General features: G+C 73.1%; 20 protein-coding genes. 16 read left to right on the top strand and 4 right to left on the bottom strand.

What is annotated here, in order from left to right; translation table 11 throughout:
- Positions 1–118: 118 nt before the first annotated feature.
- From AC1DP1_RS04070 to AC1DP1_RS04060, 3 genes are read left to right on the top strand one after another with little or no spacing between them, the layout of a single operon-like run.
- A complete protein-coding gene (locus AC1DP1_RS04070; protein WP_457184635.1) occupies positions 119–760 on the top strand; it encodes a PadR family transcriptional regulator in 642 nt (213 codons plus the stop codon).
- Positions 757–1,479 (top strand): ABC transporter ATP-binding protein, encoded by a 723-nt coding sequence (locus AC1DP1_RS04065; protein WP_457184634.1) that lies wholly within the window; start codon positions 757–759, stop codon positions 1,477–1,479. Before AC1DP1_RS04070 ends, AC1DP1_RS04065 begins: the two co-directional genes overlap by 4 nt.
- On the top strand, positions 1,476–4,142 hold the full coding sequence (locus tag AC1DP1_RS04060; RefSeq protein ID WP_477505751.1) for an FtsX-like permease family protein: 2,667 nt from the start codon (positions 1,476–1,478) through the stop codon (positions 4,140–4,142). The genes AC1DP1_RS04065 and AC1DP1_RS04060 overlap by 4 nt, the downstream gene beginning before the upstream one ends.
- Here the strand turns inward: AC1DP1_RS04060 and AC1DP1_RS04055 are convergent, their stop codons facing one another.
- From AC1DP1_RS04055 to AC1DP1_RS04040, 4 genes are all read right to left on the bottom strand, one after another.
- Positions 4,143–4,838 (bottom strand): hypothetical protein, encoded by a 696-nt coding sequence (locus AC1DP1_RS04055; protein ID WP_477505750.1) that lies wholly within the window; start codon positions 4,836–4,838, stop codon positions 4,143–4,145. It lies immediately after the preceding gene.
- Positions 4,835–7,114 carry a MinD/ParA family ATP-binding protein gene (locus tag AC1DP1_RS04050; RefSeq protein ID WP_477505749.1) on the bottom strand — a complete coding sequence of 760 codons (2,280 nt, stop codon included), beginning with the start codon at positions 7,112–7,114 and terminating at the stop codon, positions 4,835–4,837. Before AC1DP1_RS04050 ends, AC1DP1_RS04055 begins: the two co-directional genes overlap by 4 nt.
- A gap of 90 nt (positions 7,115–7,204) precedes the next feature.
- A complete protein-coding gene (locus AC1DP1_RS04045) occupies positions 7,205–7,420 on the bottom strand; it encodes a hypothetical protein (protein WP_457184630.1) in 216 nt (71 codons plus the stop codon).
- Between the two features lie 86 nt (positions 7,421–7,506).
- Positions 7,507–7,701, bottom strand: coding sequence for a hypothetical protein (locus AC1DP1_RS04040; RefSeq protein WP_268113337.1), 195 nt, complete (start codon positions 7,699–7,701; stop codon positions 7,507–7,509).
- Positions 7,702–7,965: 264 nt separating this feature from the next.
- Between AC1DP1_RS04040 and AC1DP1_RS04035 the strand changes: the two genes are divergently transcribed.
- The 13 genes from AC1DP1_RS04035 (at position 7,966) to AC1DP1_RS03975 (ending at position 26,545) form a co-directional block, all read left to right on the top strand.
- On the top strand, positions 7,966–9,582 hold the full coding sequence (locus AC1DP1_RS04035; protein WP_477505748.1) for an AfsR/SARP family transcriptional regulator: 1,617 nt from the start codon (positions 7,966–7,968) through the stop codon (positions 9,580–9,582).
- 11 nt (positions 9,583–9,593) lie between these two features.
- A complete protein-coding gene (locus AC1DP1_RS04030; RefSeq protein WP_477505747.1) occupies positions 9,594–11,147 on the top strand; it encodes an Ig-like domain-containing protein in 1,554 nt (517 codons plus the stop codon).
- Between the two features lie 140 nt (positions 11,148–11,287).
- Complete coding sequence (locus tag AC1DP1_RS04025) at positions 11,288–11,932, top strand: TetR/AcrR family transcriptional regulator (RefSeq protein WP_477505746.1); 645 nt, start codon at positions 11,288–11,290, stop codon at positions 11,930–11,932.
- On the top strand, positions 11,929–12,708 hold the full coding sequence (locus AC1DP1_RS04020; RefSeq protein ID WP_477505745.1) for a TIGR03084 family metal-binding protein: 780 nt from the start codon (positions 11,929–11,931) through the stop codon (positions 12,706–12,708). The genes AC1DP1_RS04025 and AC1DP1_RS04020 overlap by 4 nt, the downstream gene beginning before the upstream one ends.
- Positions 12,705–14,438 (top strand): acyclic terpene utilization AtuA family protein, encoded by a 1,734-nt coding sequence (locus AC1DP1_RS04015; protein WP_477505744.1) that lies wholly within the window; start codon positions 12,705–12,707, stop codon positions 14,436–14,438. The genes AC1DP1_RS04020 and AC1DP1_RS04015 overlap by 4 nt, the downstream gene beginning before the upstream one ends.
- Positions 14,435–15,568, top strand: coding sequence for an acyl-CoA dehydrogenase family protein (locus AC1DP1_RS04010; RefSeq protein ID WP_477505743.1), 1,134 nt, complete (start codon positions 14,435–14,437; stop codon positions 15,566–15,568). Before AC1DP1_RS04015 ends, AC1DP1_RS04010 begins: the two co-directional genes overlap by 4 nt.
- A gap of 10 nt (positions 15,569–15,578) precedes the next feature.
- Positions 15,579–16,049, top strand: a complete 471-nt coding sequence (locus AC1DP1_RS04005) for an SRPBCC family protein (protein WP_477505742.1) — start codon at positions 15,579–15,581, stop codon at positions 16,047–16,049.
- 17 nt (positions 16,050–16,066) lie between these two features.
- Complete coding sequence (locus AC1DP1_RS04000) at positions 16,067–17,689, top strand: acyl-CoA carboxylase subunit beta (protein WP_477505958.1); 1,623 nt, start codon at positions 16,067–16,069, stop codon at positions 17,687–17,689.
- A 67-nt stretch (positions 17,690–17,756) separates the two neighbouring features.
- On the top strand, positions 17,757–19,727 hold the full coding sequence (locus tag AC1DP1_RS03995; RefSeq protein WP_477505741.1) for an acetyl/propionyl/methylcrotonyl-CoA carboxylase subunit alpha: 1,971 nt from the start codon (positions 17,757–17,759) through the stop codon (positions 19,725–19,727).
- Positions 19,724–20,884 carry an acyl-CoA dehydrogenase family protein gene (locus tag AC1DP1_RS03990; RefSeq protein ID WP_477505740.1) on the top strand — a complete coding sequence of 387 codons (1,161 nt, stop codon included), beginning with the start codon at positions 19,724–19,726 and terminating at the stop codon, positions 20,882–20,884. Before AC1DP1_RS03995 ends, AC1DP1_RS03990 begins: the two co-directional genes overlap by 4 nt.
- 213 nt (positions 20,885–21,097) lie before the next feature.
- Complete coding sequence (locus tag AC1DP1_RS03985) at positions 21,098–22,531, top strand: dicarboxylate/amino acid:cation symporter (protein ID WP_477505739.1); 1,434 nt, start codon at positions 21,098–21,100, stop codon at positions 22,529–22,531.
- A gap of 31 nt (positions 22,532–22,562) precedes the next feature.
- Positions 22,563–23,981, top strand: coding sequence for a hypothetical protein (locus tag AC1DP1_RS03980; protein WP_477505738.1), 1,419 nt, complete (start codon positions 22,563–22,565; stop codon positions 23,979–23,981).
- Between the two features lie 107 nt (positions 23,982–24,088).
- Complete coding sequence (locus tag AC1DP1_RS03975) at positions 24,089–26,545, top strand: Ig-like domain-containing protein (RefSeq protein WP_477505737.1); 2,457 nt, start codon at positions 24,089–24,091, stop codon at positions 26,543–26,545.
- Positions 26,546–26,643 lie beyond the last annotated feature (98 nt).

Genomic DNA, 26,643 nt, shown 5'->3' with positions numbered 1-26,643 from the left:
CCTCGGCGATCCCCGGTCGACCGGGGATCCAGAAGGCGGGTCGACCCATGCATACGTGGTATACATACCCGGTATCCATCGACCGACGGGGGGCGGTGGACGGATCACGGAGGCGCGGATGTCGATCCGGCAGGCGATGCTGGCGATCCTGGAGCAGGGGCCGATGTACGGCTACCAGCTGCGGGCGGAGTTCGAGCAGCGGACGGGGGAGACCTGGCCGCTCAACATCGGGCAGGTCTACACGACCCTGACCCGGCTCGAGCGCGACGGACTGGTCGAGATCGTCGGACACGGGGGTGCCGACGAGAGCGACCAGGACGGCCGACCCGACCAGGCAGCCAGCGACCGCCAGCACGTCAGCTACCGCGCCACCGAGGCGGGACGGGGCGAGGTGTCGGAGTGGTTCGCCACCCCGGTGCCTCGCACCCAGCCCGCGCGCGACGAGCTGGCGATCAAGCTCGCGATCGCGGTGACCCTGCCCGGCACCGACGTCGGCACGATCATCCAGCGCCAGCGCAGCGCCACCATGGCCTCGCTGCAGGACTACACCCGGCTCAAGCGCTCGGGCCGCGCCGCCCAGCCCGTCGAGCCCGCCGACCTCGCCTGGAGCCTGGTCCTCGACTCGCTCGTCTTCGACGCCGAGGCCGAGGTGCGCTGGCTCGACCACTGCGAGGCGAGGCTGCGCCGCGCCGCGACCGAGCGCGAGGTCGTACGCCGTGACGCGCCCGCCGCGACGAGCACCGAGGGGGCCGCCCGATGAACGCCGTCCTCCACCTCGCCGCCGTCACCCGCGTCCACGGCGAGGGCGCCACCGAGGTCCACGCGCTGCGCGGGGTGACCTTCCGCGCCCACCCCGGCGAGCTCGTCGCCGTGATGGGACCGTCCGGCTCCGGCAAGTCGACGCTGCTGACCCTGGCCGGCGGGCTCGACGGCCCCACGTCCGGATCGGTCTGGATCGAGGGCACCGACCTGGCCTCGCTCGACAACGCCGGGCGCGCCCGGATGCGACGTACGTCGGTGGGCTACGTCTTCCAGGACTTCAACCTCATCCCCGCGCTCACCGCCGCCGAGAACGTCGCCCTCCCGCGCGAGCTCGACGGTGAGAAGGGCCGCGTCGCGCGCCGGCTCGCCCTCGCCGCGCTGGAGGAGGTCGGCATCGTCGACCTCGCCGACCGCTTCCCCGACGAGATGTCGGGCGGTCAGCAGCAGCGCGTCGCCATCGCCCGCGCGATCGTCGGCGACCGCCGGCTGATCCTCGCCGACGAGCCCACCGGTGCCCTCGACACCGACACCGGCGAGGAGATCCTCCGGCTGCTCCGTGCCCGGTGCGACGCCGGCGCGGCGGGCGTGATGGTGACCCACGAGGCCCGTCACGCCGCGTGGGCCGACCGGGTGGTCTTCCTGCGCGACGGCGTCGTGGTCGACGAGACCGGCGCCGACGAGCCCGAGACGCTCCTCGCCGAAGAAGCCGGCAGATGAAGGGCTGGCGCCCGGCCCTGCTCATCGCCTGGCGCGACGCCCTGCGCCACCGCGGGCGCAGCGCGCTCGTCCTGGTGATGATCAGCCTGCCGGTGCTGGCCGTCAGCGCCGCCGCGGTCGTCATCCAGACCGCCGACGTGAGCGGCATCGAGGGAGCCGACCGACAGCTGGGCGCGGCCGACGCCCGGATCCGCACCGAGGGCCGCGGGCGCGTCTTCCAGAGCCCCGACCCCATGGGGGGCATGTGGGGGCAGGTCGAGGAGCTCGACACCGATGCGCCCCCGACCGAGGACGAGGTACGCGCTCTCCTGCCCGCCGACGCCCGGTTGCTGCCGATCACCAGCGGCTGGTCCCGCGCTCGGCTGGACGACCGCCTCATCGACTTCTCGACCACCGGCGTCGACCTGACCGACCCGATGGCCGACGGGCTGTTCGAGCTCGAGAGCGGCCGCCTGCCCAGCGCGCCCGGCGAGGTGGTGACCAACGCGGCGATGCTCGCCAAGGGCCTCGCGCTCGGTGACACGCTCGATGTCGACGGGACGACGCTCACGCTCGTCGGGCTCGGCGCGGACGCCACGATCCGCGACACCCCGGTCCTGCTCGGGGCCCCCGACGACCTCCCGTCACCCGGTGACAACGTGGGCGAGTGGCTCGTCGAGGCCGGCCCGGTGCCGTGGTCGACGGTGCTCGACCTCAACGCGCTCGGGGCGATCGTCACGTCGCGTTCGGTCCTGGCCGACCCGCCCGACGTCGCCTCGACGGCCGAGCAGATGGGGTACGACACCGGCCGCGACGAGCTGCTCGCGGTGGCCACCCTGATCATCGTGATGGCCCTGATCGAGGTCGTCCTGCTGGCCGGACCGGCCTTCGCCGTCGGCGCCCGCCGCCACGCCCGCACGCTCGCCCTGATCGCCGCCTCCGGCGGCACGCCGGCCCAGGCGCGCCGCGTCATCCTGGGCAGCGGCGTCGTGCTCGGACTGGTCGCGTCCGCCGTCGGTCTCGTGCTGGGCCTCGCGGTCGGGTGGGCGGTCCTGCCGCTCGTCCAACGCTTCAACAACGAGTGGTTCGGTCCGCTCGAGCTGCCGTGGAGCTACCTCGCCGCCATCGCCGCCTTCGGCATCGTGTCCGCGATCCTCGCCTCGGTCGTGCCCGCGTGGCTGGCCAGCCGTCAGGACGTCGTCGCCGTGCTGGCCGGGCGGCGCGGCGACCGCAAGCCGCGCGCGTCGACCCCGGTCGTCGGCCTGGCGCTGCTGGGCGCCGGGATCGCGACGTCCGTCTACGGCGCGGCGACCTCCGACAACAGCAGCGCCGGCGCCTACTGGATCGGCGCGTCCGCCATCGTGTCGGTGCTCGGCATGATCCTGGTGGTGCCGGTCGTGGTGTCGACCGTGGCTCGGCTCGCCCGACGCCTGCCGCTGACGCCGAGGTACGCCGCACGCGACGCCGCGCGCCACCGCACCCGCACCGTGCCGGCCGTGGCCGCCGTCGCCGCGACCGTGGCCGGCGTCGTGGCGCTCGGCATCGCCACCGAGAGCCAGGAGCTCGCCGACGAGAAGACCTACACCGCGCAGGCGCCGATGGGCACCGGCGTCCTCGCCTGGACGGCCGCCGTGCTGCCGGGGGAGGAGGCGCCGGACCCGGCGCCGGTCTGGGACCGGATCGAGGCAGCCGTGGCCGAGGCCGCGCCCGGGGTGGACACGAGCGAGCTCCGCGGTCCGTCCGAGAGCCTCGCGTCCGGTGGCGGGTGGACCTCCACCTCCGTCCAGTCGACCGACCCCGCAGCGGCCTGTTGCCTGTCCACCTGGGGTCCGCAGGTGGTGGTCGCGGACACCTCGGCGGGGCTCGGGCTCGACGAGGCCATGGCCGCCACCGTCGACCGCGCGCTCGCGGCCGGTCGGGCGGTGGTCCTCACCGAGGGCGTGGAGGGTCGCGACGACGTGACCGTGCGCACCGAGACGTGGCGCGAGGGCAACGACCAGGCCGAGGTCACCCTCGACGAGACGGTGCCGGCCGACCTGGTGGCCTGGGGGCCGTCGGACCGGCTGCCCGCCCCGACGTCGGCCGTGCTGCCGACCGCCGTCGCCGATGCCCTCGGCATCGAGGTGTCGACCCTCCAGCTGCGCCTCTCCGGTGACCTGGACCCCGCCGCCGAGACGCGCATCTCCGAGTCGGTCCGAGGCATCGCGGACGACGCCTACCTCTACGTCGAGCGTGGCTACGAGCGCCCCCCGGAGGTCGTCGTGGTCCTGCTGGTCCTCGGCGCGCTCGGCGGCGTCCTGATGCTCGGCGGCACCCTCACCGCCACCTTCCTCGCCCTCTCGGACGCCCGGCCCGACCTGGCCACGCTGTCCGCGGTCGGAGCGGCTCCGCGCACCCGGCGGCGGGTCGCGGCGTCGTACGCCCTCGTCGTCGGCTTCGTCGGCGCGGTCCTCGGAGCTGCGGTCGGCTTCATCCCCGGCGTCGCCATCGCGCAACCGCTGACCGCTCGCCGCGGCGGATACGCGACCGACACGACCGGTGCGCTGGTCGGCGACCCCGCGTCCTACCTCGACATCCCCTGGCTGCTGGTCGTCACGATCGTGCTCGCGCTGCCGCTGCTGACCGCGGCCGTCGTCGGGCTCACCGCCCGGTCGCGGCTGCCCCTGGTCGCCCGCCTCGACTGATCAGCGGGTGACGGACACCCGGGCGGACCGGGTGCGTCCGTCGAGGGCGCGTACGACGACCCGGCGGAGGTCGCCGAGCGAGCGGGTCGCCGCCCGCTCCGCGCGGCGTGGTGCGGGCGGGGCCACGACAGCGGACTGGAGGGCGGCCGCCTGCGCGTCGAACCATGCCGTGATCTCGGCGAGGACCGGGTCGGGGAGCGGACCCACCGCGTCCACCTGCGCGACGACCTGGAACGCCGCCGTCGCGGTGACGCAGGTGGCGCACGAGCCGCCGACGGACAGCGCCCGGTTGGTCGGTCGCGCCCGGGTGCCCGGCCCGATCACGATGACCTGCACCGAGAGCGCCGTCGCCCGGCAGTCCCAGCAGTCCTGGGTCCAGGCGGTGGCCACGTTGTCGAAGCGCGCCGCGGCCGGCCCTGGCACGTAGATCACCTGCAGCACCGCGCTCTCCCCGCGGCAGCCGTGGCAGGCGGTCACGCTGGTCGCGACCGCATCGGCCTTGAGGTCGCCCTCGCGGACCACGACCTCGTCGACGACGACGTCGCGGTCGTCGCGGCGCTGGTCGCTGGGCTGGGCGCTGGCGACGAGGTCGAGCTGGCGCCGCTCGTCGGCCGGCCCCCGCGAGGTCGCCTCGGCGGCACCGGCCAGCAGCAGGGTCGCCACGACAGCGTGCGCGACCACTGCGCGCGCCCTCACGACTGGTCCTCGACGACGAAGTTGTCGGCGACCGCCGCGGCGATGTCGACCAGCGCGTCGCGCGTACGACGGTGCAGCGAGGACATGTCGGTCAGCGCGCCGGGCTCGAGGGCGTCGTCCCACGGGACCGTCACGACGCGGGCGCACCGCTTCTCGAAGTGCCGCCGCATCGGCTCCGGCGGCTCGCTCCCGCGCCGCTCCGCGTTGACCACGACGACCGTCCGGGCGACGAGGTCGTCGAACCCGTGCTGGTCCATCCAGTCCAGGGTCAGCGCCCCGGCCCGCCCGCCGTCCAGCCCGGCCCGCACCACCAGCACGACCTGGTCGGCCTCGGTGAGCAGACCCTGGTTGGCGCTGTCGAGGATGCCGGTGCCCGTGTCGAGCAGGATCACGTTGTAGAAGCGGTCGAGCAGCCCGATCAGCCGGTGGTAGTCGTCGCGCGCCAGGGCCATCCCGATGCCGGGGTCGTCGTCCGAGGCGAGCACCTCGAGGCGCGACTCGACGCCCTGCGAGGTGTAGCGCCGCAGCGCGGCGTACGTCGTGATCAGGTCGAGGTCGCGCAGCACGTCGGTCACGGTGCGGTCGTGCGGCGGGGCCACCCGGTGGGCGAGGTTGCCCGCGTCGGGGTTGGCGTCCACGGCGATCACGCGGTCGCCGCGCAGCAGCGCGAAGGTGCTGCCGAGGGCGAGCGTGATCGTGGTCTTGCCGACGCCGCCCTTGCGGCTCATCACCACCACGCGACGTGAGCCCTCGATCGGCGTCCGCAACCGGTGCTCGAGCTCGCGGCGTCGCTGCTCGGGAAGGCTCGGCCCGGGGTTGAGCACGTGGCCGCTGCCGCGGTAGACCGCGCCGCGCCAGCCCTGCGTCGGGACCGGCGCCGGGGCGGCGTACATCACCTCGTCGGTGAAGTCGGCCGCGGAGACGACCCGTGGCGGGTCGGGCACGACGCTCGGCTCGTACGCCTCGGGCGGGCGCGCGGCGAGCCTGCTCCGGACCAGGAGGAACAGGCTCGTCGCGACCCGCCACAGGGCGAGGAACGCACCCAGGATCGGCAGCAGCAGCAGGGCGATCGAGACCACGGCCAGCGCCATGGCCGCCCAGTCGCGGCGCTCCCAGGCGAGGTCGAAGACCAGCTGCTGCAGCTGGACGCCGGCGCGGCCCCGCTCGAGGAACTCCGGCATGTGCCAGACCGCCCAGGCCAGCGCACCGACCAGCAGCGGCACCACGACCACCACCCAGCCGGTCACGAACCGCCGCGAGCGTGGACGCAGCTCGGTGACGCGTGGGTCGACCGGGTGCCCGGGCCGCAGGCTCCGCAGCACGGGGCCGACGCGGGCGAACAGGTCCGGCACGCCGGCCAGGTCGGACAGCACGTAGTAGCCGTCGAAGCGCACCACCGGGATGAGCTGCTGCAGCATCTGGATCTGCAGGACCAGCGCGGTCAGGAGCAGCACGCCGCTGCCGGTGGAGACGTACGCCACCGCCAGCACGACCACGGTGAGCGCGTTGAAGTGCAGCCCGCCGAGGTCGGTGCGCACCCGACCGGCCCGGCCGAGGCGGTAGGAGTCGGTGACGTCGGTGTAGAAGGCGGGGAAGACGAGGTAGAGCCCGAAGCCGATCTCACCCGGCGTCGCGCCGCCGTAGCGGCAGGCGGCCGCGTGCCCGCACTCGTGGACGAGGGCCGCGGCCGTGAGGAGGCCGTAGATGAGCAGGGCGATGGTCGGGGTCGCGAAGAGCTCGTTGACCGCGGCCCACAGGTCCCCTCGCCTCAGCAGGGCGACGTCCGCGACGACGAGCGCGACGAGGGCGAGCACCACCAGCGGCGGCCAGAAGACCGGCGCCAGGACACGGGCCAGCTTGTCGACGACCCGGGCCGGCACCAGCGTGCCCTTCGCGGTCAGCACCAGGAGCGGACGCGCCCGCGCTGACCGCGTCGGCTCGGGAGACTCGTCCGGGATCACCAGCCCGAGCGGCTCGAGCCGCGTGGTCACCAGGTGGGTCAGGCCCTCCACGCTCAACGTCCGGCCGTACGCCGCGCTGACGTCGTCGGCCACCTGCTCCGCGGGCCTCGGCGGCTCGACAGCGCGCACCACCAGGTGGAGCAGCTCCGAGAGCTGCACCACCTGGTCGTCCACGCGCTTCACCAGGAACGCCGGGTCCTTGAGGCCCGAGCCCTGGACGGGGCCCAGGAACTCCAGGCCGCGCGCCTGTCGCCACCGCTGCCCGAGGGCGGGTGGTGGGGTGGTCGTGTGGTGGTCTGCGGTCGTCAGGTTCATCGCTCTGGGTGCTCTGTCTGCTCTGTGCTCCGGAAGTGGATCGGGTGACAGCGGCGGGTGCGCCAGAGCTAACGCACCCGCCGCCGGGTCTCACGGCATGTGCATCTGCACCGAGGCGAGGTACTGCAACGCCAGTGCATTGGCCTGGGAACCGATCGTGGCCGCGTTGACGGCGAGGGCGAGGTTGACGCCCACGACGTTGGTGACGTTGACGCAGCCCACGTAGCAGCTCAGCGTCTCCCGTCGGGGCAGCGGCGTGGCCGTCTCTGCATCGAGCTCGGCCATGGCGAGCTGGGGTCGGACCATGCCGGTTCACCTCCTCTCGTGCTGGTCGGGGCGGAGGGCGGTGACCTGCGTGGCCTCCCCCTCCGCAGGGAGGCCACGCGAGGTCGTCAGCCCTGGTAGACGTTGATCGTCTGCCCGGCAGCGCTGTTCGCCACGGCGTACACGGACGCAGCGTTGAGGGCCATGGACGAGTTGTTCGCGAAGATGTTGGCCCAGTTGGTGTTGCCGAAGGTCAGCGTCTCCCGGGTCGGAAGAAGCTCCGTGCGCTCGGTGTCGAGCTCGGCGAATGACAGTTCCCGCATGATGTTCACCTCCCCCCTCTGTGCGGTTGGTCTGGCCGGCACATCCGACACGACCTCGCGTGACTCCTGCGTGACCGCGCCGTACCACCGGGGAACACGCGGGTCCTGCACCGTGACCGGTCCAGACGTCGACCCCAATCGTGGGGAGATCCCGTCGGTTCCTCGCCCCTAGGGGTGGGGCCCCATCAGGCTGCCCGCATGGGATGACCGCGACTCGGACCGCGAGGAGCGGTGCTGGGGAGAGGGATGTCTCGGTGATCGACCATGCGGGAGACCAGTCGTGCCACCACATTCGCCACTAGCCGTGGCCTGAGCCTCCTCGGCGGGTGGCAGCTCGTCGTGGACGGCGACGTCGTCACGCTCGGCGGCCGTGAGCAGCGGCTGTGCGCCCTGCTCGCGCTCAGCGGCACGCGGGCTCGCGCGCAGGTCGCCGGCACGCTGTGGCCGGACAGCACCGACGCGCGTGCGCTGGCGAGCCTCCGTCGGGCGGTGGCACAGACCCACCAGCGGTGCGACGGGCTGCTCGCCGCCGACCGGACCAGCATCGGGCTCGCGGCCGACGTGGTGGTCGACGTCGACGCGCTCCGGGCGGCCGTGACCGACCCGGTGGCCGACCGGGCACTGCTCGTCACGCTGGCGGGGGAAGAGCTGCTCCCGGGCTGGTACGACGCGTGGGTCGAGGAGCAGCGCGACGACCTCGAGCGCGAGCGGGTCGGTGCACTCGAGCGCCTCGCCGGCCGGGCGCTCGAGCGTGGTGACACCGTGCTCGCGGAGGACGCCGCCCGCGCCGTGGCCCGCCTCGAACCGCTGCGGGAGTCGGCGAGCGCGCTGCTCATCCGTGCCCTCCTCGGACGCGACGACCGCGCCGGTGCGGTGCGCGAGCTCGAGCGCTACCGCGAGGTCGTCCGCACCGAGCTCGGGGTCGTGCCGTCCCCCGCGCTCGTGACGCTCGTCGAGACCGCGCCGGTCGCCGTCCCGGTCCCCGTCCCGGTCCCCGTCCCCGTCGCCGTCCGGGACGCCGCACCGCCACCCGCTCGTGTGGTGGTGCCTCGCCCACGCCGCGCCACCCGCGCCGCGGTACCCCACGGACCGCCGCCCCCACCGATCGCCCTGTCCCCCACGGGGCCTGCCGGATCGTCCTGGCGGGCGACCGCCGCCCGGCTGGCGGTGGGGGCGGCCCTCGTCCTGGCAGCCTCGCTGTCGATCGCCAACCTCGGCCCCGACGGCGCACGGCCGGCCCCCGCGCGCGGCACCGCGGACCAGTCGACGGGGGCGCCCACCGCGCCGGGCGGGAGCGGTGCGGTGCCGGCCCCCCGGGAGGTGCTGGTGCGTCCGGTCGCCGCCATGGAGGGAGCCGCGGCGTTCGTCGTCCGCGCCACCCAGCGCCCGGCCCGGGTGCGCTTCGAGGTCGCCGGCCCGTCCGGCAGCAGCGTCGTACGCAGCGTCGTCGTCCGCAGCCGCGACGGCAACCGGCTCGTCCTCGACGGGCTCGACGGTGGCACCTACGAGTGGTCCGCGACCTCGCCGACCGCCGCGCCCGTCGCCGGCCAGGTCCGCGTCGCCGAGGTCGAGGCTCCCGCCCTCGCCGCGGCACCGGAGCCGAGCGGCGGGCCGGCCCCCACGAGCACCCCGACAAGCACCCCGACGAGCACCCCGACACCCACGCCGACGTACACCCCGGCCTCCGCGCCGACCTCCACCCCGACTCCCACCCCGACTCCCACCCCGACTCCCACGCCGACGCCCACCGCGACGCCGACCCACCACCCCAGCCCCAGCCAGACGCCCAGCCAGACCCCCCAGCCCACCCCGACGCGGCACCCGAGCCCGTCCGGCACGCCCACCGACCCGGGGACGCAGGACCCCGGGCCCCTGGGGTGAGGAGCCAGCGCATGTCCACCACCACGACACCGACCGCCACCGCCCTCGACGTACGACGACGCGCGACCGCCGCGCTGCTCGCAGTCCTTCTGGCGGCAGCCGCGGCCCTCGTGGCGCTGCCGGCGTCCCGGGCGGCCGGCGCCGACGACCGGGGCCGGCACTGGGCCGGCTTCCACATCCCGAGGACCGGTCACGCGGCGGGTGGCTGGATCGGTGGCTACCGCGTCGACGGCACCCCCGTCTTCGTGATCACGCCGGGACGACGCCCCAACCGGGCCGGCTTCCGCCCGGCCGACGCGACCTCCGACCTCCGCGGGTCGAAGGGCCCCTCGGGCGCCGCCACCGAGCGCGCCGCCTGGATCCTCTCGAAGTACGGCGGCCACAAGGACGCCGTGCAGGCCGCTGCCGTCGACGCGGCGGTGCTCCACCTGCTCGGGGGCCGCGCGTGGCGGTTCGGTGCGCCGCGAGGGGCCGCCCGGATCCGGTCCTCCGGCGACCCGGCCACGGTGCGCCGCTACGTACGCCTGATGCTGCGCGGCTCGCGGGCCAGCGCCGGGCAGCACCAGGTCGCCGTGGCCGCCACCACCGCGGACGTCGGCGGGGTGACCGGCGTGACGGTCAGCGTGACCGACGGTCACGGAGGGCCGGTCGCGGGCCTGCCGGTGCGCGTGACCTCGCCCGACGGCGGGCCGTCCCGGCCGGCGGCCGGTCCGATCGACACCGTCACCGGTGACGACGGCCGGGCGGTGGTGCGGCTGGCCGCGCCGCTCGCCGGGTGGCGGACGGTCGTCGCCGAGGTGGACCAGGTGCCCCTGCACTGGCTGCGGGTGCGCCGCGCGGACCGCAAGCGGCAGGCCTCCGCGGCGGAGGGCGGCGTCCGGCGCACGATCGTGGCCAGCACGCGGGTCGCGGTCCGCGGCCCGCAGTCGCTGACGCTGGCGGCGGTGCCGAGCTCGCTCGTGCTGGGCAGCCCGGCCGCCGTGTCCGTCACGGCCCAGGGTGACGCCACACCGCGTGGCGCGAGGGCTGCGCTGCACGGACCCTTCGCGACCGCCGCCTCGGCCACGTGCACGGGCCAGGCGGTCGCGACGACCACCGGCACCCTCCCCAGCGAGGCGGCCTACACCCTCCCGGCCGTACAGCCGGGTGCGGGCGGCTACTACGCCTGGCAGGTCGACGTCGACGGGACCGGCACGGTCATCCCGGCCGCCTCGTGCGGTGCCGTGGTCAAGGTGCGCGGCAGGCCGACCGTGTCCGCGTCCGCGCCGGCGACCGCTGGCGTCGGCAGCAGCGTCCAGGTCCCCGTCACGATCAGCGGGATGCCCTTCCCGATGAGGGTGGACGTACGGCTCAAGCTCTACGGGCCTGGCGACACGGCCTGCAGCAACGCCATCAGCACGTCGTCGATGAGCCGGCTGGGCAACGGCCAGGTCGTGTCCGGATCCGTGCTGCTCGAGACCGCTGGCACGTACTCGTGGAAGGTCGAGGCAGACCCGGGCGACCTGTGGCAGGGCGCCGAGTCGGTGTGCGGCGCACCGGGTTCGAGGACCCAGGTGTCTCCCTGACGCGTCCCGGTCCAGGGGTAGTCCAGTGGTGATCGGTCGTCGGAAGGCCGATCTGACGACCATTTCTCACTGGACTACCCGACCCTGACTATAAAAAGTCAGGCTTGACTGTTTGTTTGTCTGACGGCAGTCTTGCGTCCGTGACCTCCCCCTCCGCGTCCTCGACGGCCGCCACGCGCGTGCCGCAGGCCGACCGGACCCGGGCGATGCGGGCACGACTGCTGGAGGCGACCGTCGAGCTGCTGGTCGAGCGCGGCTTCGCGGGCACCTCGACGACCCTCGTCTCGGACCGGGCGGGCGTGAGCCGCGGCGCACAGCTGCACCACTTTCCGACCAAGAACGACCTCGTCGTCGCTGCCGTCGAGCACCTCACCGAGCGCCGCGGTGCGGAGCTGGCCGAGGCCGTGGCGCACCTGCCGAAGGGCGGACGGCGTACGCGTGCGGTCGTCGAGATGCTCGGCGACCACTTCGCCTCACCGGTCTTCGCCGCCGCGCTGGAGCTGTGGGTGGCGGCCCGCACCGACGAGGCCCTGCTCGCCGCCGTCGGCCCGCTGGAGCAGCGGGTCGGCCGCGAGGCGCACCGGCTGACGGTCGCCGCGCTCGGCGTCGACGAGTCGCGGCCCGGCGTGCGCGAGCTGGTGCAGGCGACGCTCGACCTGGTGCGCGGGCTGGGCCTGGCCTCCACGATCACCGACGACTCCGCGCGGCGTCGTCGGATCCTGCGGGAGTGGGCCGACGTGCTCGACCGCGAGCTGGACCGCGACGACGAGGGGACCCTGGCATGACCGACGTACTGACGCAGGTGCTCGCCGACCTCGAGGCCGAGGGCGACCGGCTCGAGCAGCTGGTGGCAGGCCTCGACGAGGACGGATGGCGTATGCCGACGCCCGCCCCCGGCTGGGACGTCGCGACCCAGGTCGCCCACCTCGCCTGGACCGACGACGTCGCGGTCAAGGCGGCGACCGACAAGGAGGCGTGGGACGAGGTCGTCCTCGGCGCCATCGCCGACCCGACGGGCTACGTCGACGCGCAGGCGCTCGCCATCGCCCGGGAACCTGGCCTCCTCGAGCGCTGGGAGCGTGCGCGGGCCGACCTACGCACGACGCTCGTCGCGATGCCGCGTGGCGAGAAGATGCCGTGGTTCGGTCCGCCGATGTCGGCGACGTCGATGGCGACGGCCCGGCTGATGGAGACCTGGGCCCACAGCCTCGACGTGCACGAGGGCCTCGGCGCCCCGGTCGACGACACCGACCGCATCCGCCACGTCGCCCACCTCGGCGTCCGCACCCGGGGCTTCGCCTTCGCCGTGCACGGCCTCGACGCACCCGCCGAGGAGTTCCGCGTCGACCTCGCCGCGCCCTCCGGCGACGTGTGGTCGTGGGGACCTGAGGACGCCGCGCAGACGCTCACCGGCAGCGCGGGCGACTTCTGCCGGCTCGTCACGCAGCGGCTCCACCGCGCCGACACCGACCTCGTCGCGACCGGCGCCGACGTCGACCGGTGGCTCGACATCGCCCAGGCCTTCGCGGGCCAGCCGGGCGAGGGACGGAGCCCGAAGTGACCTCCTCGACCGGCGGTGTCGTGAGGATCGGCAACTGCTCGGGCTTCTACGGCGACCGGCTCAGCGCGATGCGCGAGATGCTGGAGGGCGGCGAGCTCGACGTGCTGACCGGCGACTACCTCGCCGAGCTGACGATGCTCATCCTCGGCAAGGACCAGCTCAAGGACCCCTCGCTGGGCTACGCCCGCACCTTCGTCCGCCAGCTCGAGGACTGCCTCGGGCTCGCGCTGGAGAAGGGTGTGCGGATCGTCGCCAACTCCGGCGGCCTCAACCCGGCCGGCCTGGCCGACAAGGTGCGCGAGGTCGCCTCGGGACTCGGCCTCCACCCGCAGGTCGCCCACGTCGAGGGTGACGACGTGCGGCACCTCTCCAGCCAGAACGGGTGGGCCGACGCGCTCACCGCCAACGCCTACCTCGGCGGCTTCGGCATCGCCGCGGCGCTGACCGCGGGCGCGGACGTCGTCGTCACCGGCCGGGTCACCGACGCCTCGCTCGTCGTCGGTCCGGCCGTCGCGCACCACGGCTGGATCCCGACGTCGTACGACGAGCTGGCAGGCGCGGTCGTCGCCGGCCACGTCATCGAGTGCGGCACCCAGGCGACGGGCGGCAACTTCAGCGGCTTCCTCGACCTGCCCCACCGCGACCGGCCGCTCGGCTTCCCGGTCGCGGAGGTCGCGGCCGACGGGTCGAGCGTGATCACCAAGCACGCCGGCACCGGAGGCGCGGTCACCGTCGACACCGTCACCGCGCAGCTCGTCTACGAGATCCAGTCGACCCGCTACCTCGGACCCGACGTGACGGTCCACCTCGACTCCGTCCGGCTCGAGCAGGAGGCCGAGGACCGCGTCGCGATCGCCGGTGTCACCGGCGAGGCCCCACCCGAGCGGCTCAAGGTGTGCGTCAACGAGCTCGGTGGCTGGCGCAACCAGGTCGAGCTCGTGCTCACGGGCCTCGACGTCGGCGCGAAGGCGGCCTGGGTGCGCGAGCAGCTCGGGCCGCGGCTCACGGCGGACGAGGTGACGTGGTCGGAGGCCGGCGAGCCGACCGCCGACGCCGACACGCAGGAGGCGGCCTCCACCCTGCTGCGCTGCACCGTGAAGGACCCTTCGCCCGACCCCGTCGGCCGCGCCTTCACCGCCGCGGCCGTCGAGCTCGCACTCGGTTCCTACCCCGGCTTCACGATGACGGCCCCGCCTGCGCCGGCCACGCCGTTCGGCGTCTACCGCGCCGAGTACGTCGACCGCTCCGACGTCACGCACACGGTCGTCCACGCCGACGGCCGCCGGGAGGTCGTCGCCGACCCGACGGCGTACACCACCGTGGTCGAGGCTCCCGGCCGGCGCCCGTCGCCCTACCCGGCGCACGCCGACACCCTGACCCGACGCCTGCCGCTGGGGACGTTCGTCCACGCGCGCTCGGGCGACAAGGGCGGCGACGCCAACATCGGTCTCTGGGTCGCCCACGACGGCACCGACCCGGCGACGTACGACGCCCGCGTGCAGTGGCTGTTCAAGCTGATGTCGCCACGCGGCATCCCCGCGCTGCTGCCCGAGGCGGCCGACCTCGACGTCGACGTGTGGCTGCTGCCCCACCTGGGGGCGGTCAACCTCGTCGTCCACGGCCTGCTCGGTCAGGGCGTCGCGGCGTCCACCCGGTTCGACCCGCAGGCCAAGGCGCTCGGTGAATGGCTGCGCTCGCGGTTGGTCTCGATCGAGGAGAGCCTCGTATGAGCGCCGAGCACGCGGCGCTGCGGGCGACCGCGGCGGAGTTCGTCCGCCGCGAGGTCGTGCCGCACCTGCAGGAGTGGGAGGACGCCGGGGAGATCCCGCGCGCGCTGCACCGCACGGCCGGTGACCTCGGCCTGATCGGTGCAGCCTTCCCCGAGGACGTGGGCGGCGGCGGCGGCGACCTGGTCGACAGCGTCGTGCTGCAGGAGGCGATGTTCGACGCCGGCGCGTCGAGCGGCCTGATGGCGGGGCTCTTCACGGCCGGCATCGCGCTGCCCCACATCGCTGCCAGCGGCAACGCCGACCTCGTCGACAGGTTCGTCCGCCCGACGCTCGCCGGCGACACGATCGGGTCGCTCGCCATCACCGAGCCCGGCGGCGGCTCGGACGTCGCACGCATCACGACCACCGCCGCGCGCGACGGCGACCACTACGTCGTCAACGGCGCCAAGACCTTCATCACCTCCGGCGTCCGCGCCGACTTCGTGACCACCGCGGTCCGCACGGGAGGCCCCGGCCACGGTGGCATCTCGCTGGTGGTCGTCGAGAAGGGGACTCCCGGCTTCACCGTCTCCCGGTCGCTGCAGAAGATGGGCTGGCACTGCTCCGACACCGCCGAGCTGTCGTTCGTCGACGCGCGGGTGCCGGCCGCCAACCTGGTCGGTGCGGAGGACTCGGGGTTCGGTCAGATCGCGGACCAGTTCGTCGTGGAGCGGATCGCGCTGGCGGTCCACGGCTACGGCATCGCCGCCCGCTCGCTCGACCTCGCGGCGGCGTACGCCCGCGAGCGCGAGACGTTCGGCCGGCCGCTGTCGGCCAACCAGTCCGTCCAGCACACGCTGGTGGAGATGCGGCGCCAGGTCGAGGTCGCGCGCACCTACACCCGCGACGTGGCTGCGCGGCACGCCGCCGGCGAGTTCGTCGTCGCGGAGGCCTGCCTGGCCAAGCAGACCGCGGTGGACTGCGCGGCGTACGTCTGCGACCGGGCGGTGCAGCTCTTCGGCGGCACCGGCTACATGCACGGCACCGAGGTGGAGCGGCACTACCGCGACGCCCGGCTCCTGCCGATCGGGGGCGGCGCCGACGAGGTGCTGCGCGACCTGACGGCCAAGCTGATGGGTTACGCAGGATGAGAGGACAGCGATGATCAAGCTCCCGTCCCTGGGCGACGAGGTGTCGCTCTGGATGGACGCCCCGCCCGCCGAGGTCTGGGACCTCGTCAGCGACGTGACGCGGATCGGGGAGTTCAGCCCCGAGACGTTCGAGGCGAAGTGGACCCGCGGGTCCACCGGGCCCGAGGTGGGGGCCTTCTTCGCCGGGCACGTGAAGCGCAACGGCGTCGGTCCGACGTACTGGTCGCCGTGCCGCGTCACTGCGTGCGAGCCGGAGCGCGTCTTCGAGTTCTCCGTCGGCACCGACGCGATCACCGTCAACAACTGGGGCTACCGCCTCGAGGAGAAGGACGGCGGGACGCTGGTCACGGAGTACTTCCGCCTCGACCCCAACCTGCCGACCCGCCTCTACTGGCTGGTGCTCGGTCCGCTCCGCCGCCGGACGAACCGTCGCGGCATGCGGACGACGCTCGAGCGGATGAAGGCGGTGGTCGAAGCGTGAGCGCCAACCGGGACGCGATGCTCGACAAGCTTGCCGACCTCGACGCGCAGCACGCGGTCGCGGTGGCGGGCGGCGGGGAGAAGTACGTCGACCGCCACCACGCCCGCGGCAAGCTGACCGCGCGCGAGCGGATCGAGCTGCTCCTCGACCCCGGGTCGGCCTTCCTGGAGCTCTCGCCGCTGGCCGGGTGGGGCTCGGACTTCACCGTCGGCGCGTCCGTCGTCACCGGCATCGGTGTCGTCGAGGGCGTGGAGTGCCTGATCAGCGCCAACGACCCCACCGTCAAGGGCGGCGCCTCCAACCCGTGGACGGTGAAGAAGATCTTCCGCGCCTCGCAGATCGCCGAGGAGAACAACCTCCCGACCATCTCCCTCGTCGAGTCGGGCGGCGCCGACCTGCCGACGCAGAAGGAGATCTTCATCCCGGGAGGTCGCCTCTTCCGCGACCTGACCCGCGCCTCCGCGCGGCGGCAGCCGACGATCGCGCTGGTCTTCGGCAACTCGACCGCCGGCGGGGCGTACGTCCCCGGCATGAGCGACTACACCGTCTTCGTCCGTGGCGGCGCGAAGGTCTTCCTCGGCGGTCCGCCGCTGGTGAAGATGGCGACCGGCGAGGAGTCCGACGACGAGTCGCTCGGCGGCGCCGAGATGCACGCCCGGGTCTCCGGCCTCGCTGACTACCTCGCCGAGGACGAGCACGACGCGATCCGCATCGGGCGCCGGATCGTGGCCCGGCTGAACCGCCGCAAGCCGGCACTTGTCGGCCGGACTTCCCGCTTCGTGGGTGGTACTTCGGCCGACAAGCGGGAAGTTCCCCGGATATCCGGGGATCACGCGGCCCTCTTCGCCGAGCCCGACGCCGACCCCGAGGGCCTGCTCGACCTGGTCCCGACCGACCTCAAGGAGCCGTTCGACCCGCGCGAGGTGATCCTGCGGGTCGTCGACGGGACGAGCGAGCGCAACGGTCGGCCGTTCGACGAGTTCAAGCCGCTCTACGGCACCTCCCTCGTCACCGGGTGGGCGCAGCTGCACGGCCGCCCGATCGGCATCCTCGCGAACGCGCAGGGCGTGCTGTTCTCCGAGGAGGCGCAGAAGGCGACCCAGTTCATCCAGCTCGCCAACCAGGCCGACACCCCGCTGCTCTTCCTGCACAACACCACCGGCTACATGGTCGGCAAGGAGTACGAGCAGGGCGGCATCATCAAGCACGGCGCGATGATGATCAACGCCGTCTCCAACAGCACCGTGCCCCATGTCAGCGTGATCATGGGTGCGTCCTACGGGGCCGGCAACTACGGCATGAACGGCCGTGCCTACGACCCGCGCTTCCTCTTCACCTGGCCCAGTGCCAAGTCGGCCGTGATGGGCCCGGCCCAGCTCGCCGGCGTGCTGTCGATCGTCGCCCGTGCGGCGGCCGAGGGCAAGGGACAGGCGTACGACGAGGAGGGCGACGCCGGCATGCGCGCGATGGTCGAGCAGATGGTCGAGGAGCAGTCGCTGCCCTACGTGCTGTCCGGGATGCTCTACGACGACGGCGTCATCGACCCTCGCGACACCCGCACCGTGCTGGCCATCTGCCTCAGCGTCATCGAGAACGCACCGTTCAAGGGTGCCGAAGGATTCGGGGTGTTCCGGCCGTGATCTCACCCCACGATGTTCTTCGCTCCCCCGCTCCGCTCCTCCGGAACACCATCGAGGGGACCCCGAGATGATCCAGAGACTGTTGGTCGCCAACCGCGGCGAGATCGCCCGTCGCGTGTTCGCCACCTGCCGCCGGCTCGGCATCGAGACCGTGGCGGTCCACTCCGACGCCGACGCCGGACTGCCGTTCGTGGTCGAGGCCGATCGGGCCGTCCGGCTCGCCGGCAACGCGCCCGCCGACACCTACCTCCGCGCCGACCTGGTCATCGGGGCGGCACTCAGGTCCGGTGCCGACGCGATCCATCCCGGCTACGGCTTCCTGTCCGAGAACGCCGCCTTCGCCCGGGCCGTCATCGACGCCGGGCTGACCTGGGTCGGACCCCCGCCCGAGGCCATCGAGGCCATGGGCGACAAGGTCCGCTCCAAGGAGATCGCCGAGAAGGCCGGGGTCCCGGTCCTCACGGCGCCGGACGAGCCGACCGCGCCCGACTTCCCGCTGCTGGTGAAGGCATCGGCCGGTGGCGGCGGGCGCGGCATGCGCGTCGTACGCACCCTGGACCGGCTCGAGGCCGAGATCGAGGCAGCGCGCGCCGAGGCCGCGTCGGCCTTCGGCGACGGCACGGTCTTCGTCGAGCCCTACGTCGAGGCCGGGCGCCACGTCGAGGTGCAGGTGATGGCGGACGCCTCGGGTGCCCGGGCGCTCGGCACCCGTGACTGCTCGGTGCAGCGTCGTCACCAGAAGGTCGTCGAGGAGGCGCCGGCCCCCGGCCTGCCCGCCGCGACCGAGGAGGCGATGTGCGCGGCCGCGGAGAGCCTGGCCGACGGCATCGCCTACCGCGGCGCGGGCACGGTCGAGTTCCTGTACGACCCGACAGCCGACCGCTTCTTCTTCCTCGAGATGAACACGCGGCTCCAGGTCGAGCACCCGGTCACCGAGCTGGTGACCGGCGCCGACCTCGTCGAGGCGCAGGTCGCGGTCGCGGAGGGCCGAGCTCTCGACGTCGCGCCGCCACGCGGCGGGCACGCGATCGAGGTCCGGCTCTACGCCGAGGACGCGTCGTACGTCCCCCAGAGCGGGCGGCTGGTCACCTTCGACCTGCCCGCCGACGGCGGCTTCGACCTGCTCGCGTCCTCCGGCATCCGCGTGGACAGCGGCTTCGGGTCGGGCGACGAGGTGTCGACGTACTACGACGCCATGCTGGCCAAGGTGATGGCGTGGGCGCCGACCCGCGAGCAGGCGATCCGGAAGCTCGTCGCGGCCCTCCGCAGCTCTCGCATCCACGGCGTCACCACCAACCGCGACCAGCTCGTCGAGATCCTCACCGACCCGGTCTTCGTGGCCGGCGAGATGACGACCACCTGGCTGGAGTCGCGCGAGCCCGCTGACGTGCGCGGTGACTGGCTCGGGGCTGCACTGCTCTGCGCGACGACCGCGGTCGTCCTCGACCGCGACGAACGACGCACGGTCCAGCAAGGCGTACCCACCGGATGGCGGAATGTTCGCAGCCAGTGGCAGGTGGAGCGGTTCCGCACGGGCTACGACGACGACGTCTTCGAGGGGGAGTGGATCGCGACGCGGTCCGGGATCGGTTTTCCCAACGCCGACTTCGACGTGGCACGCACACAACGCCTCCCCGAGGGCTGGCGCATCGACTGGACGGGCGAGGGAGAGGGCGGTTGGTGCGAGGTGCGCTTCGGCCCGGGTCTGCCCGGCACGCGCGAGGTCTTCGTCGACAGCCCGCGCTCGGCTCGTACGCTCCGCGAGGTCCCGCGCTTCACCGATCCCGCCGACGCGGTGGCGAGCGGCTCGCTGCTCGCGCCGATGCCCGGCACGGTCGTGGCGGTCAAGGTGGCGGCCGGGGTCGAGGTGGCCGCGGGCGACGTCGTCCTCGTGCTGGAGGCCATGAAGATGCAGCACACCGTGACGGCGCCGCACGACGGCACCGTCGCCGAGATCAACGTCGAGCCCGGGTCGCAGGTCGCGTCCGGGGAGGTCCTGGCAGTAGTGGCCACGAAGGAAGTCGAGGAGACCGCATGAGCACGTTCACGGAGACCGAGGAGCGTCAGGAGCTGCGGAGGCAGGTCGCGAAGCTGGCGAGCGGCTACGGACGTGACTGGTTCGTCGAGCGCGCCCGCTCCGGCGAGAAGACGACCGAGCTGTGGCTCGAGATCGCCAAGGCGGGCTACCTCGGCATCAACATCCCGGAGGAGTACGGCGGCGGGGGCGGCGGCATCGGTGACGTGGCCGCGGTCTGCGAGGAGCTCGCCGCGCAGGGCTGCCCGCTGCTGATGATGGTCGTCAGCCCGGCGATCTGCGGCACGGTCATCGCCCGCTACGGCACCGAGGAGCAGAAGCAGCAGTGGCTGCCCGGGATCTGCGACGGCACCGCCACGATGGCCTTCGCGATCACCGAGCCCGACGCCGGCACCAACTCGCACAACATCACGACCACCGCCCGCCGCGACGGCGACGAGTGGGTGCTCAAGGGCCAGAAGATCTACATCTCCGGTGTCGACGAGGCCGCCAACGTGCTCGTCGTCGCCCGCGCGGAGGACGCGAGGACGGGGAAGCTCAAGCCGTGCCTCTTCGTCGTGCCGACCGACGCGGCCGGCCTCGAGTACACCGCGATCCCGATGGAGATCGTCAGCCCCGAGAAGCAGTTCCAGGTCTTCATCGACGACGTCCGGCTCCCGCGCGAGGCGCTGGTCGGCGACGAGGACGGCGGGCTGGTCCAGCTGTTCGCGGGCCTCAACCCCGAGCGGATCATGGCGGCCTCCTTCTCGACCGGCCTGGCCCGCCACGCCCTCGCGAAGGCGTCGTCGTACGCCAAGGAGCGGACCGTCTTCAAGGCCCCGATCGGCTCCCACCAGGCCATCGCCCACCCGCTCGCGACGGCCCACATCGAGAACGAGCTGGCCCGGCTGATGACGCAGAAGGCGTCCGCGCTGGTCGACGCCGGCGACGACATGGCGGCCGGCGAGGCCGCCAACATGGCGAAGTACGCCGCTGCGGAGGCCGCCGTGCACGCCGTCGACGCCGCGGTGCAGACCCACGGCGGCAACGGCATCACGCAGGAGTACGGCATGGCCGGCCTGCTGGTCGCCGCCCGCGCCGGCCGGATCGCCCCGGTCAGCCGGGAGATGATCCTCAACTTCGTCGCGATGCACAGCCTGGGGCTGCCGAAGTCCTACTGACGCGCCCGACCACGCAGCAGCACCTCGAGCCCCGCGCGCTCGGGGTGCTGTGCTGCGCAGTGGTCGGCACTTCGTGTCGCAACCCTCGGCACTTCCTGCCACCCACGAGCGACTTTCGGCTCCTGGCCGCGCAACTTCGCACTATTCTCCAGTAATTAACTAGACAATAGTGCCGGGCAGCGCGCCCAGGCCGCCCGAAGAAAGCACACGCCCGTGAACTGGATCGACCTGGCGGCCCTTGCGGTCGTCGCCCTGCTCATCCTCGGCCTGCATCTCGTCCGTCGCCGCATCGGCTTCACCGCCCGCACGCTCCTCGCGATCCCGCTCGGCGTCGCGGTCGGCGTCGGGTTCCAGGGGCACGTCGAGTACGTCGAGCCGATCGGCAGCATCTACGTCAACGGGCTCATGGCCCTCGTGGGGCCGCTCATCATCGTCTCGATCCTCTCCAGCGTGACGGGCTTCGGCACGGCAGGGACCCTGCGCCGGGTGGGCCTGCGGTCGGTCGGCTGGCTGGTCCTCACCACCGGGATCGCGATCGTCCTCACCCTCGGCGTCGCCCTCAGCCTCGGCGTCGGACGGGGCGCCGAGCTCGGCGGCGGCAGCGATGTCGACACCGAGTCGCTCAGCCGCATCGTGCGGCCGGTGCCGGACGTGGTGGTCGACTTCTTCCCGAAGAACATCGTCGGTGACCTCGCCGACGGCAAGGTGATCCCGGTCATCATCTTCACACTGCTGATCGCGGTCGCCTACGCGGCCGTCGCCGCTCGTGAGCCGCAGGTCGTCGAGCCGGTGACCCGGCTGCTCGAGGCCGCCAGGGTGATCATCTACCGCGTCGTGGGCTACGTCATCGCCCTCACGCCGTACGCCGTGCTCGGCCTCACCACGGTCGCGGTCTCCGACGCCTCGGGCAACCGCGCGGCCCTGTGGTCGTTGATCGGGCTGCTCGGCATCACCTACCTGCTCTGCTTCGTCGACGCCTACCTCGTCAACGGCGTCCTGCTCCGGGTTGCGGCCGACGTCAACCCCGTGACCTGGTTCCGGTCGTTCCTGCCCGCGCAGACCACCGCCTTCACCACCCAGAGCAGCATCGGCACCCTCCCGGTGACGACCGAGGTGCTCACGCGCCGCATCGGCGTCCCGCGGGAGATCGCCGGCTTCACGGCCCCGCTCGGCGCCAACCTCGGCATGCCCGGCTGCGCCGCGATCTGGCCGCTCCTGGTGGCGATCTGGGGCATCAACGCCACGGGCATGGCGTACGGCGCCGCCGACTACGCCGTCTTGGCGGTGCTGTGCCTGCTGGTCTCGCTCGGTACCGCGGGGGTTCCCGGCACCGCCACGATCACCACCACGACGGTGCTCGCGGCAGCCGGTCTGCCGCTCGAGTTCCTCGCCCTGACCCTGCCCATCAGCACCGTCGCCGACATGGCCCGCACCCTGACCAACGTCACCGCCGCCGGCGTGGCGACCACGATCGTGGCCCGGCGCGAGGGCCGCCTCGACGACGCCGTCTTCCTCAGCCGGGGCGTGGACACGCCGACCGAGGCACCGAGCGACCAGGACGGGCACCGCGATGTCCTGGCCGAGCACGAGACCGAGCACGAGACCGAGTCCGACACCGAGCCGCGCCGACCGGCGCTGGCCCCCTGAGCCCGATCCCACCACCGAAAGGTCCCGACCCATGCCACCCATCCCTCGACGACGCTCCTCCCGCCTGCTCGCAGGCCTCACCATCGCCGGCTCGGTCGCGCTCCTGCCGGCGCTGCTGAGTCCTGCGCACTCCGCCCCGTCCGCCGCCACGGCTGCCGCCTCGTCCGCCGAGCCGTCCGTCTCGGACAAGGTGGCCAGCGACCGCTGGATCGACGGCGGCGACGACCTGCCCTGCGTCGACGACGAGACCTGCCTGTGGATCTCGGGCTGCATCCTCGACGGCAACAACAACCCGGTCTACCCCAACCGCAACGGCACCCACGTCGGCGGTGGTCCGCACAGCTATGCCGACCAGCAGACACCCACCCCGACCCCGACGCCGACCCCCACCCCGACGCCGACCGCGACACAGTCGCCCACCGCGCAGCCGACGACGTCGAGCCCCACCGCGCAGCCGACCACGAACAGCCCGAGCGCGACGCCATCCCCGGGCACCGGCAACACCGGCAACAACGGCAGCACCGGCAACAACGGCAGTGGTGGTGGCACCGGCAACACGGGCAACACCGGTAGTGGTGGCGGCAAGAACGGCAGCAGCGGCACGACGGACGCCAGTGACAGCACGGACAGCACCACGTCCACGTCGACCGCGACCCCGTCAGCGACCCCGACGGTCGAGGGGACCGCGGAGGAGCAGGCCGAGCAGGTCTCCGCCCTGCTGGCTCCGCCCACGGTCACCGTCGACGGAACGGACGCGACCGTGACGTGGCAGCCGCCCACGGGCGATCGAACCGGGCTCGTCGAGTACCGGGTCGCCCTGCTGCGCGGACCCCGGGCCACCGTGGCCGGCACCACCACGACCCACACCTTCACCGACGTCCCCGACGGCGTCTACCGCGCCACCGTGAGCGCGGTGTACGCGTCGGGCAGTCCCGAGACCTCGGGCTCCTCCGACAAGGTCACGATCGGTCAGGACCCCACCCAGGTGCGCGGCACCGTCACGGTCACCGGTGACCTCATCGCGGGCGAGCGGGTCGTCGTCGCCGGACGCGGATTCGCCCGCAACGTCCCGGACCTCAGCGTCGAGCTCCACTCCGACCCGGTCCTGCTCGCCCAGGTCCAGACCGACGGCAAGGGACGCTTCGAGGTGGAGGCCCTGCTGCCGGAGACGGTCGAGGCCGGTGACCACCACGTGGTCGTGCTCTACGACGGGGTCGAGCTGAGCAGCAACCCCGTCACGGTCGCGGCCGCCGTGGCCACCGCGGCGTCCGAAGCGCCGACCGACACGGCCGCCGCTGCGGCTCCTGCCTCGTCCAGCCGAGGCGGCCTGCTCCTCCTGCTCGGGCTCGTCGGCGCGACGGCAGTGGCCCTCGGGGGCCACGCGGTCACCAAGCGCCGTCGCGGCAGCTCGGCCCTGGCCGACACCGAGGTCGAGCCCGCCCGGGCCTGACCTCCGTACGAAAGACGGGTGGCCCGGTGCGGCAACACCGGGCCTCCCGCGCGAACACATCTGCCGATCCGCATCGACACGACTCATTCGAGAACAGGAAAACATCCATGTCCAGACCACGCAACGTACGCCGGGTGCTCGGCGCCCTCGTGCCAGTGCTGTCCCTGGCCGTCGGCGCCACCTTCGCCGGCGCGCTGCCGTCGACGGCCGCCGGTCAGACCGCAGCGGCAGCCACCTCCGCCGTTCCTCCCGCGACCAAGGGCGCGACGATCGACTGGTTCGACGCCAAGTACGCGGCCGTCGCCCCCGGGTCGGTGTTCGAGACCGCCACCCTCGAGCGCTTCGAGTACCTGCTGAAGAAGCCCGGCAAGTTCGCCTTCGTCATCGGCGGTCCCGAGGACGCCACGCTGCATAACGCGCTCGGCCACATCGACGCGGTGGCCAAGGCCAACGGGATCACGAAGGTCTACAACTTCGACCCCCGTCTCGACGGCAAGGACCTCGACGTCTTCGACCCCAGCCGCCTCAAGCTCTCGGACGCGGGCAAGGCCTTCGTCGGCAAGTACGGCACCGCGCTGGTCGACAACTACCTCGGCAAGGACGCCGAGACGCCGTTCACCCAGGCCCACACGCAGGATCCCTACCTCTTCGTCTACGACGGGTCCGGCGGCGACACCAACCGGATCACGGCCGCCCTCACCGCCCCGGTCGCCGCGGCCGACCTGGACACCCCCGCCGAGGTCACCGCCTACCGCGAGGACGTCGCCGACGTGCTCACCTCGGCAGGCACGCTGGGCGTCGACACGCAGTTCGACTTCCTCGGCGGCGAGCACAATCGACGCCACGACGTGCGCTACCCCGACGACGCCAAGTTCGGCGGCGACATCTTCGACTCCTCCGACGCGACGGACGGGTTCCGCGTGCAGTCGGTGACCTACCCCGAGCTGCTGCACATCCTGCAGAGCCCCGGCGACTTCGCCCTGCTCTTCGGCGGCACCTGGTGCCACAACACGGCCGCGATCATCAAGGCCACCAACAAGGCTGCGCAGCAGAACGGCATCAAGACCGTGTACGCCTTCGACTTCGTCCTGAACACCAACGACCCGACGGCGTCCAACGGCAGCGGCAACCTGCTGCACATCCGCGACAACGCGCTCGTCGGCGCGGAGGCCGTCAACAGTCGCCCGTCCTACCTCTACGGCGACCTGGTCAACACCTACCTCTCCAACGCCTTCACCCAGTACCGCAAGACCGGTGACCCGGGCACGGCCGGCGTCAACCCGGTGCGCTACTACCCCGGCGGGGACCCCTCGGGCACCCTCGCCGAGGCCCGCAAGATCCAGGTCGGCCACCTCCTGACGTACAACAAGGACCACAAGGACGCCCAGGGCAACCCGGCGCCGGTCCTCGACCAGGCGATCCGCAAGAACGCCGACGGGACCTTCACCGAGTACATGACCGAGTGGTGGTACGTCCAGGGACAGGACCTTCCGCGCTCCGACACGACCCTCATCGGCAACGCGCCCAGTGCCTCCGAGGCCAACCTCAACGCGATGGAGAACCAGCGCGCGTTCGCCAAGGAGGGGATCGGTCGCGTCAGGGACGTGCTCGCCATCCTCGGCGGCGGACACGCCAGCACCGTGTCGGCGACGTTGTCGGAGTCGGTCGCGCCCGGCGTCGCCACGCCGGTGCAGGTGAGCGTCACCGCTCCCGACTACAGCGGCTTCCGCTCGCTCAACACGGCGAACGCCGGCACCGCCCCGGCGAGCACGGTCGACAAGCCGACGGGTCGGATCGAGGTCCGCGAGGGCGCGACCGTGCTCACCGCCGCAGACCTCGTGGACGGGGCGGCCGCGATCGACCTGCCCGGCCTGGCGGCCGGCAGCCACTCGTTGACGTTCCACTACAGCGGCTCCGCCGACGGCATCGTCCGCGAGTCCACTGCCACCCGGCAGGTGACCGCCGCCGCAATCGCCGCCACCGCCGCAGCGGTTGCGTCGACCACCACCGTCAGCGCCCCCTCCACCACGCACGGCAAGGCCGCCACCGTCACCGTCTCCGTCGCGGCGACCGGTGCCCAGCCCACCGGAGTGGTCACCCTCACCGGGACGGGGTCCGACCTCACCGCGCCGCTGAGCGGCGGCAAGGCGGTCTTCACCCTGCCGTCGTCGTTGGCCGCCGGCACGCGGACGCTGACGGCGAGCTACGCCGGCGACGCGTCCGTGCGAACCTCGGCCGGCACGGGCACCCTCGTGGTCGGCAAGGCCAGGGCCACGTCCGTCAAGGTCACGGTGACGAAGAAGCCGACGACCAAGAAGGCCGGCAAGGCCGTCGTCAAGGTCGTCGGTGTCGCCACCGGCGTCGCTCCCACCGGCAAGGTGCTGGTCAAGCTCACCTCGGGCAAGGTCACCAAGAAGGTCCGGGCCACCCTGGTCCGCGGCAAGGCCGTCGTGGCACTGCCCAAGGTGACCCGCGGCTCGTGGAAGCTGGCTGCCACCTACCGCGGTGACGCCAACTACGGCGCCCGCTCGGCGCGGGTGGTCAAGCTCGGTCGCCTGGGCTGACGCAGCGACGCACGGGGTGGTGTCCGGCCGAGCCGGGCACCACCCTGCTGTCCGTCCGACCAACCGACCCCGGCGGCGGGATGTCGGTGTCGGTGCGC

The sequence above is a fragment of the Nocardioides sp. P4_G10 genome, assembly GCF_056401175.1.
This window is presented reverse-complemented; position numbering and strand designations above follow the sequence as displayed.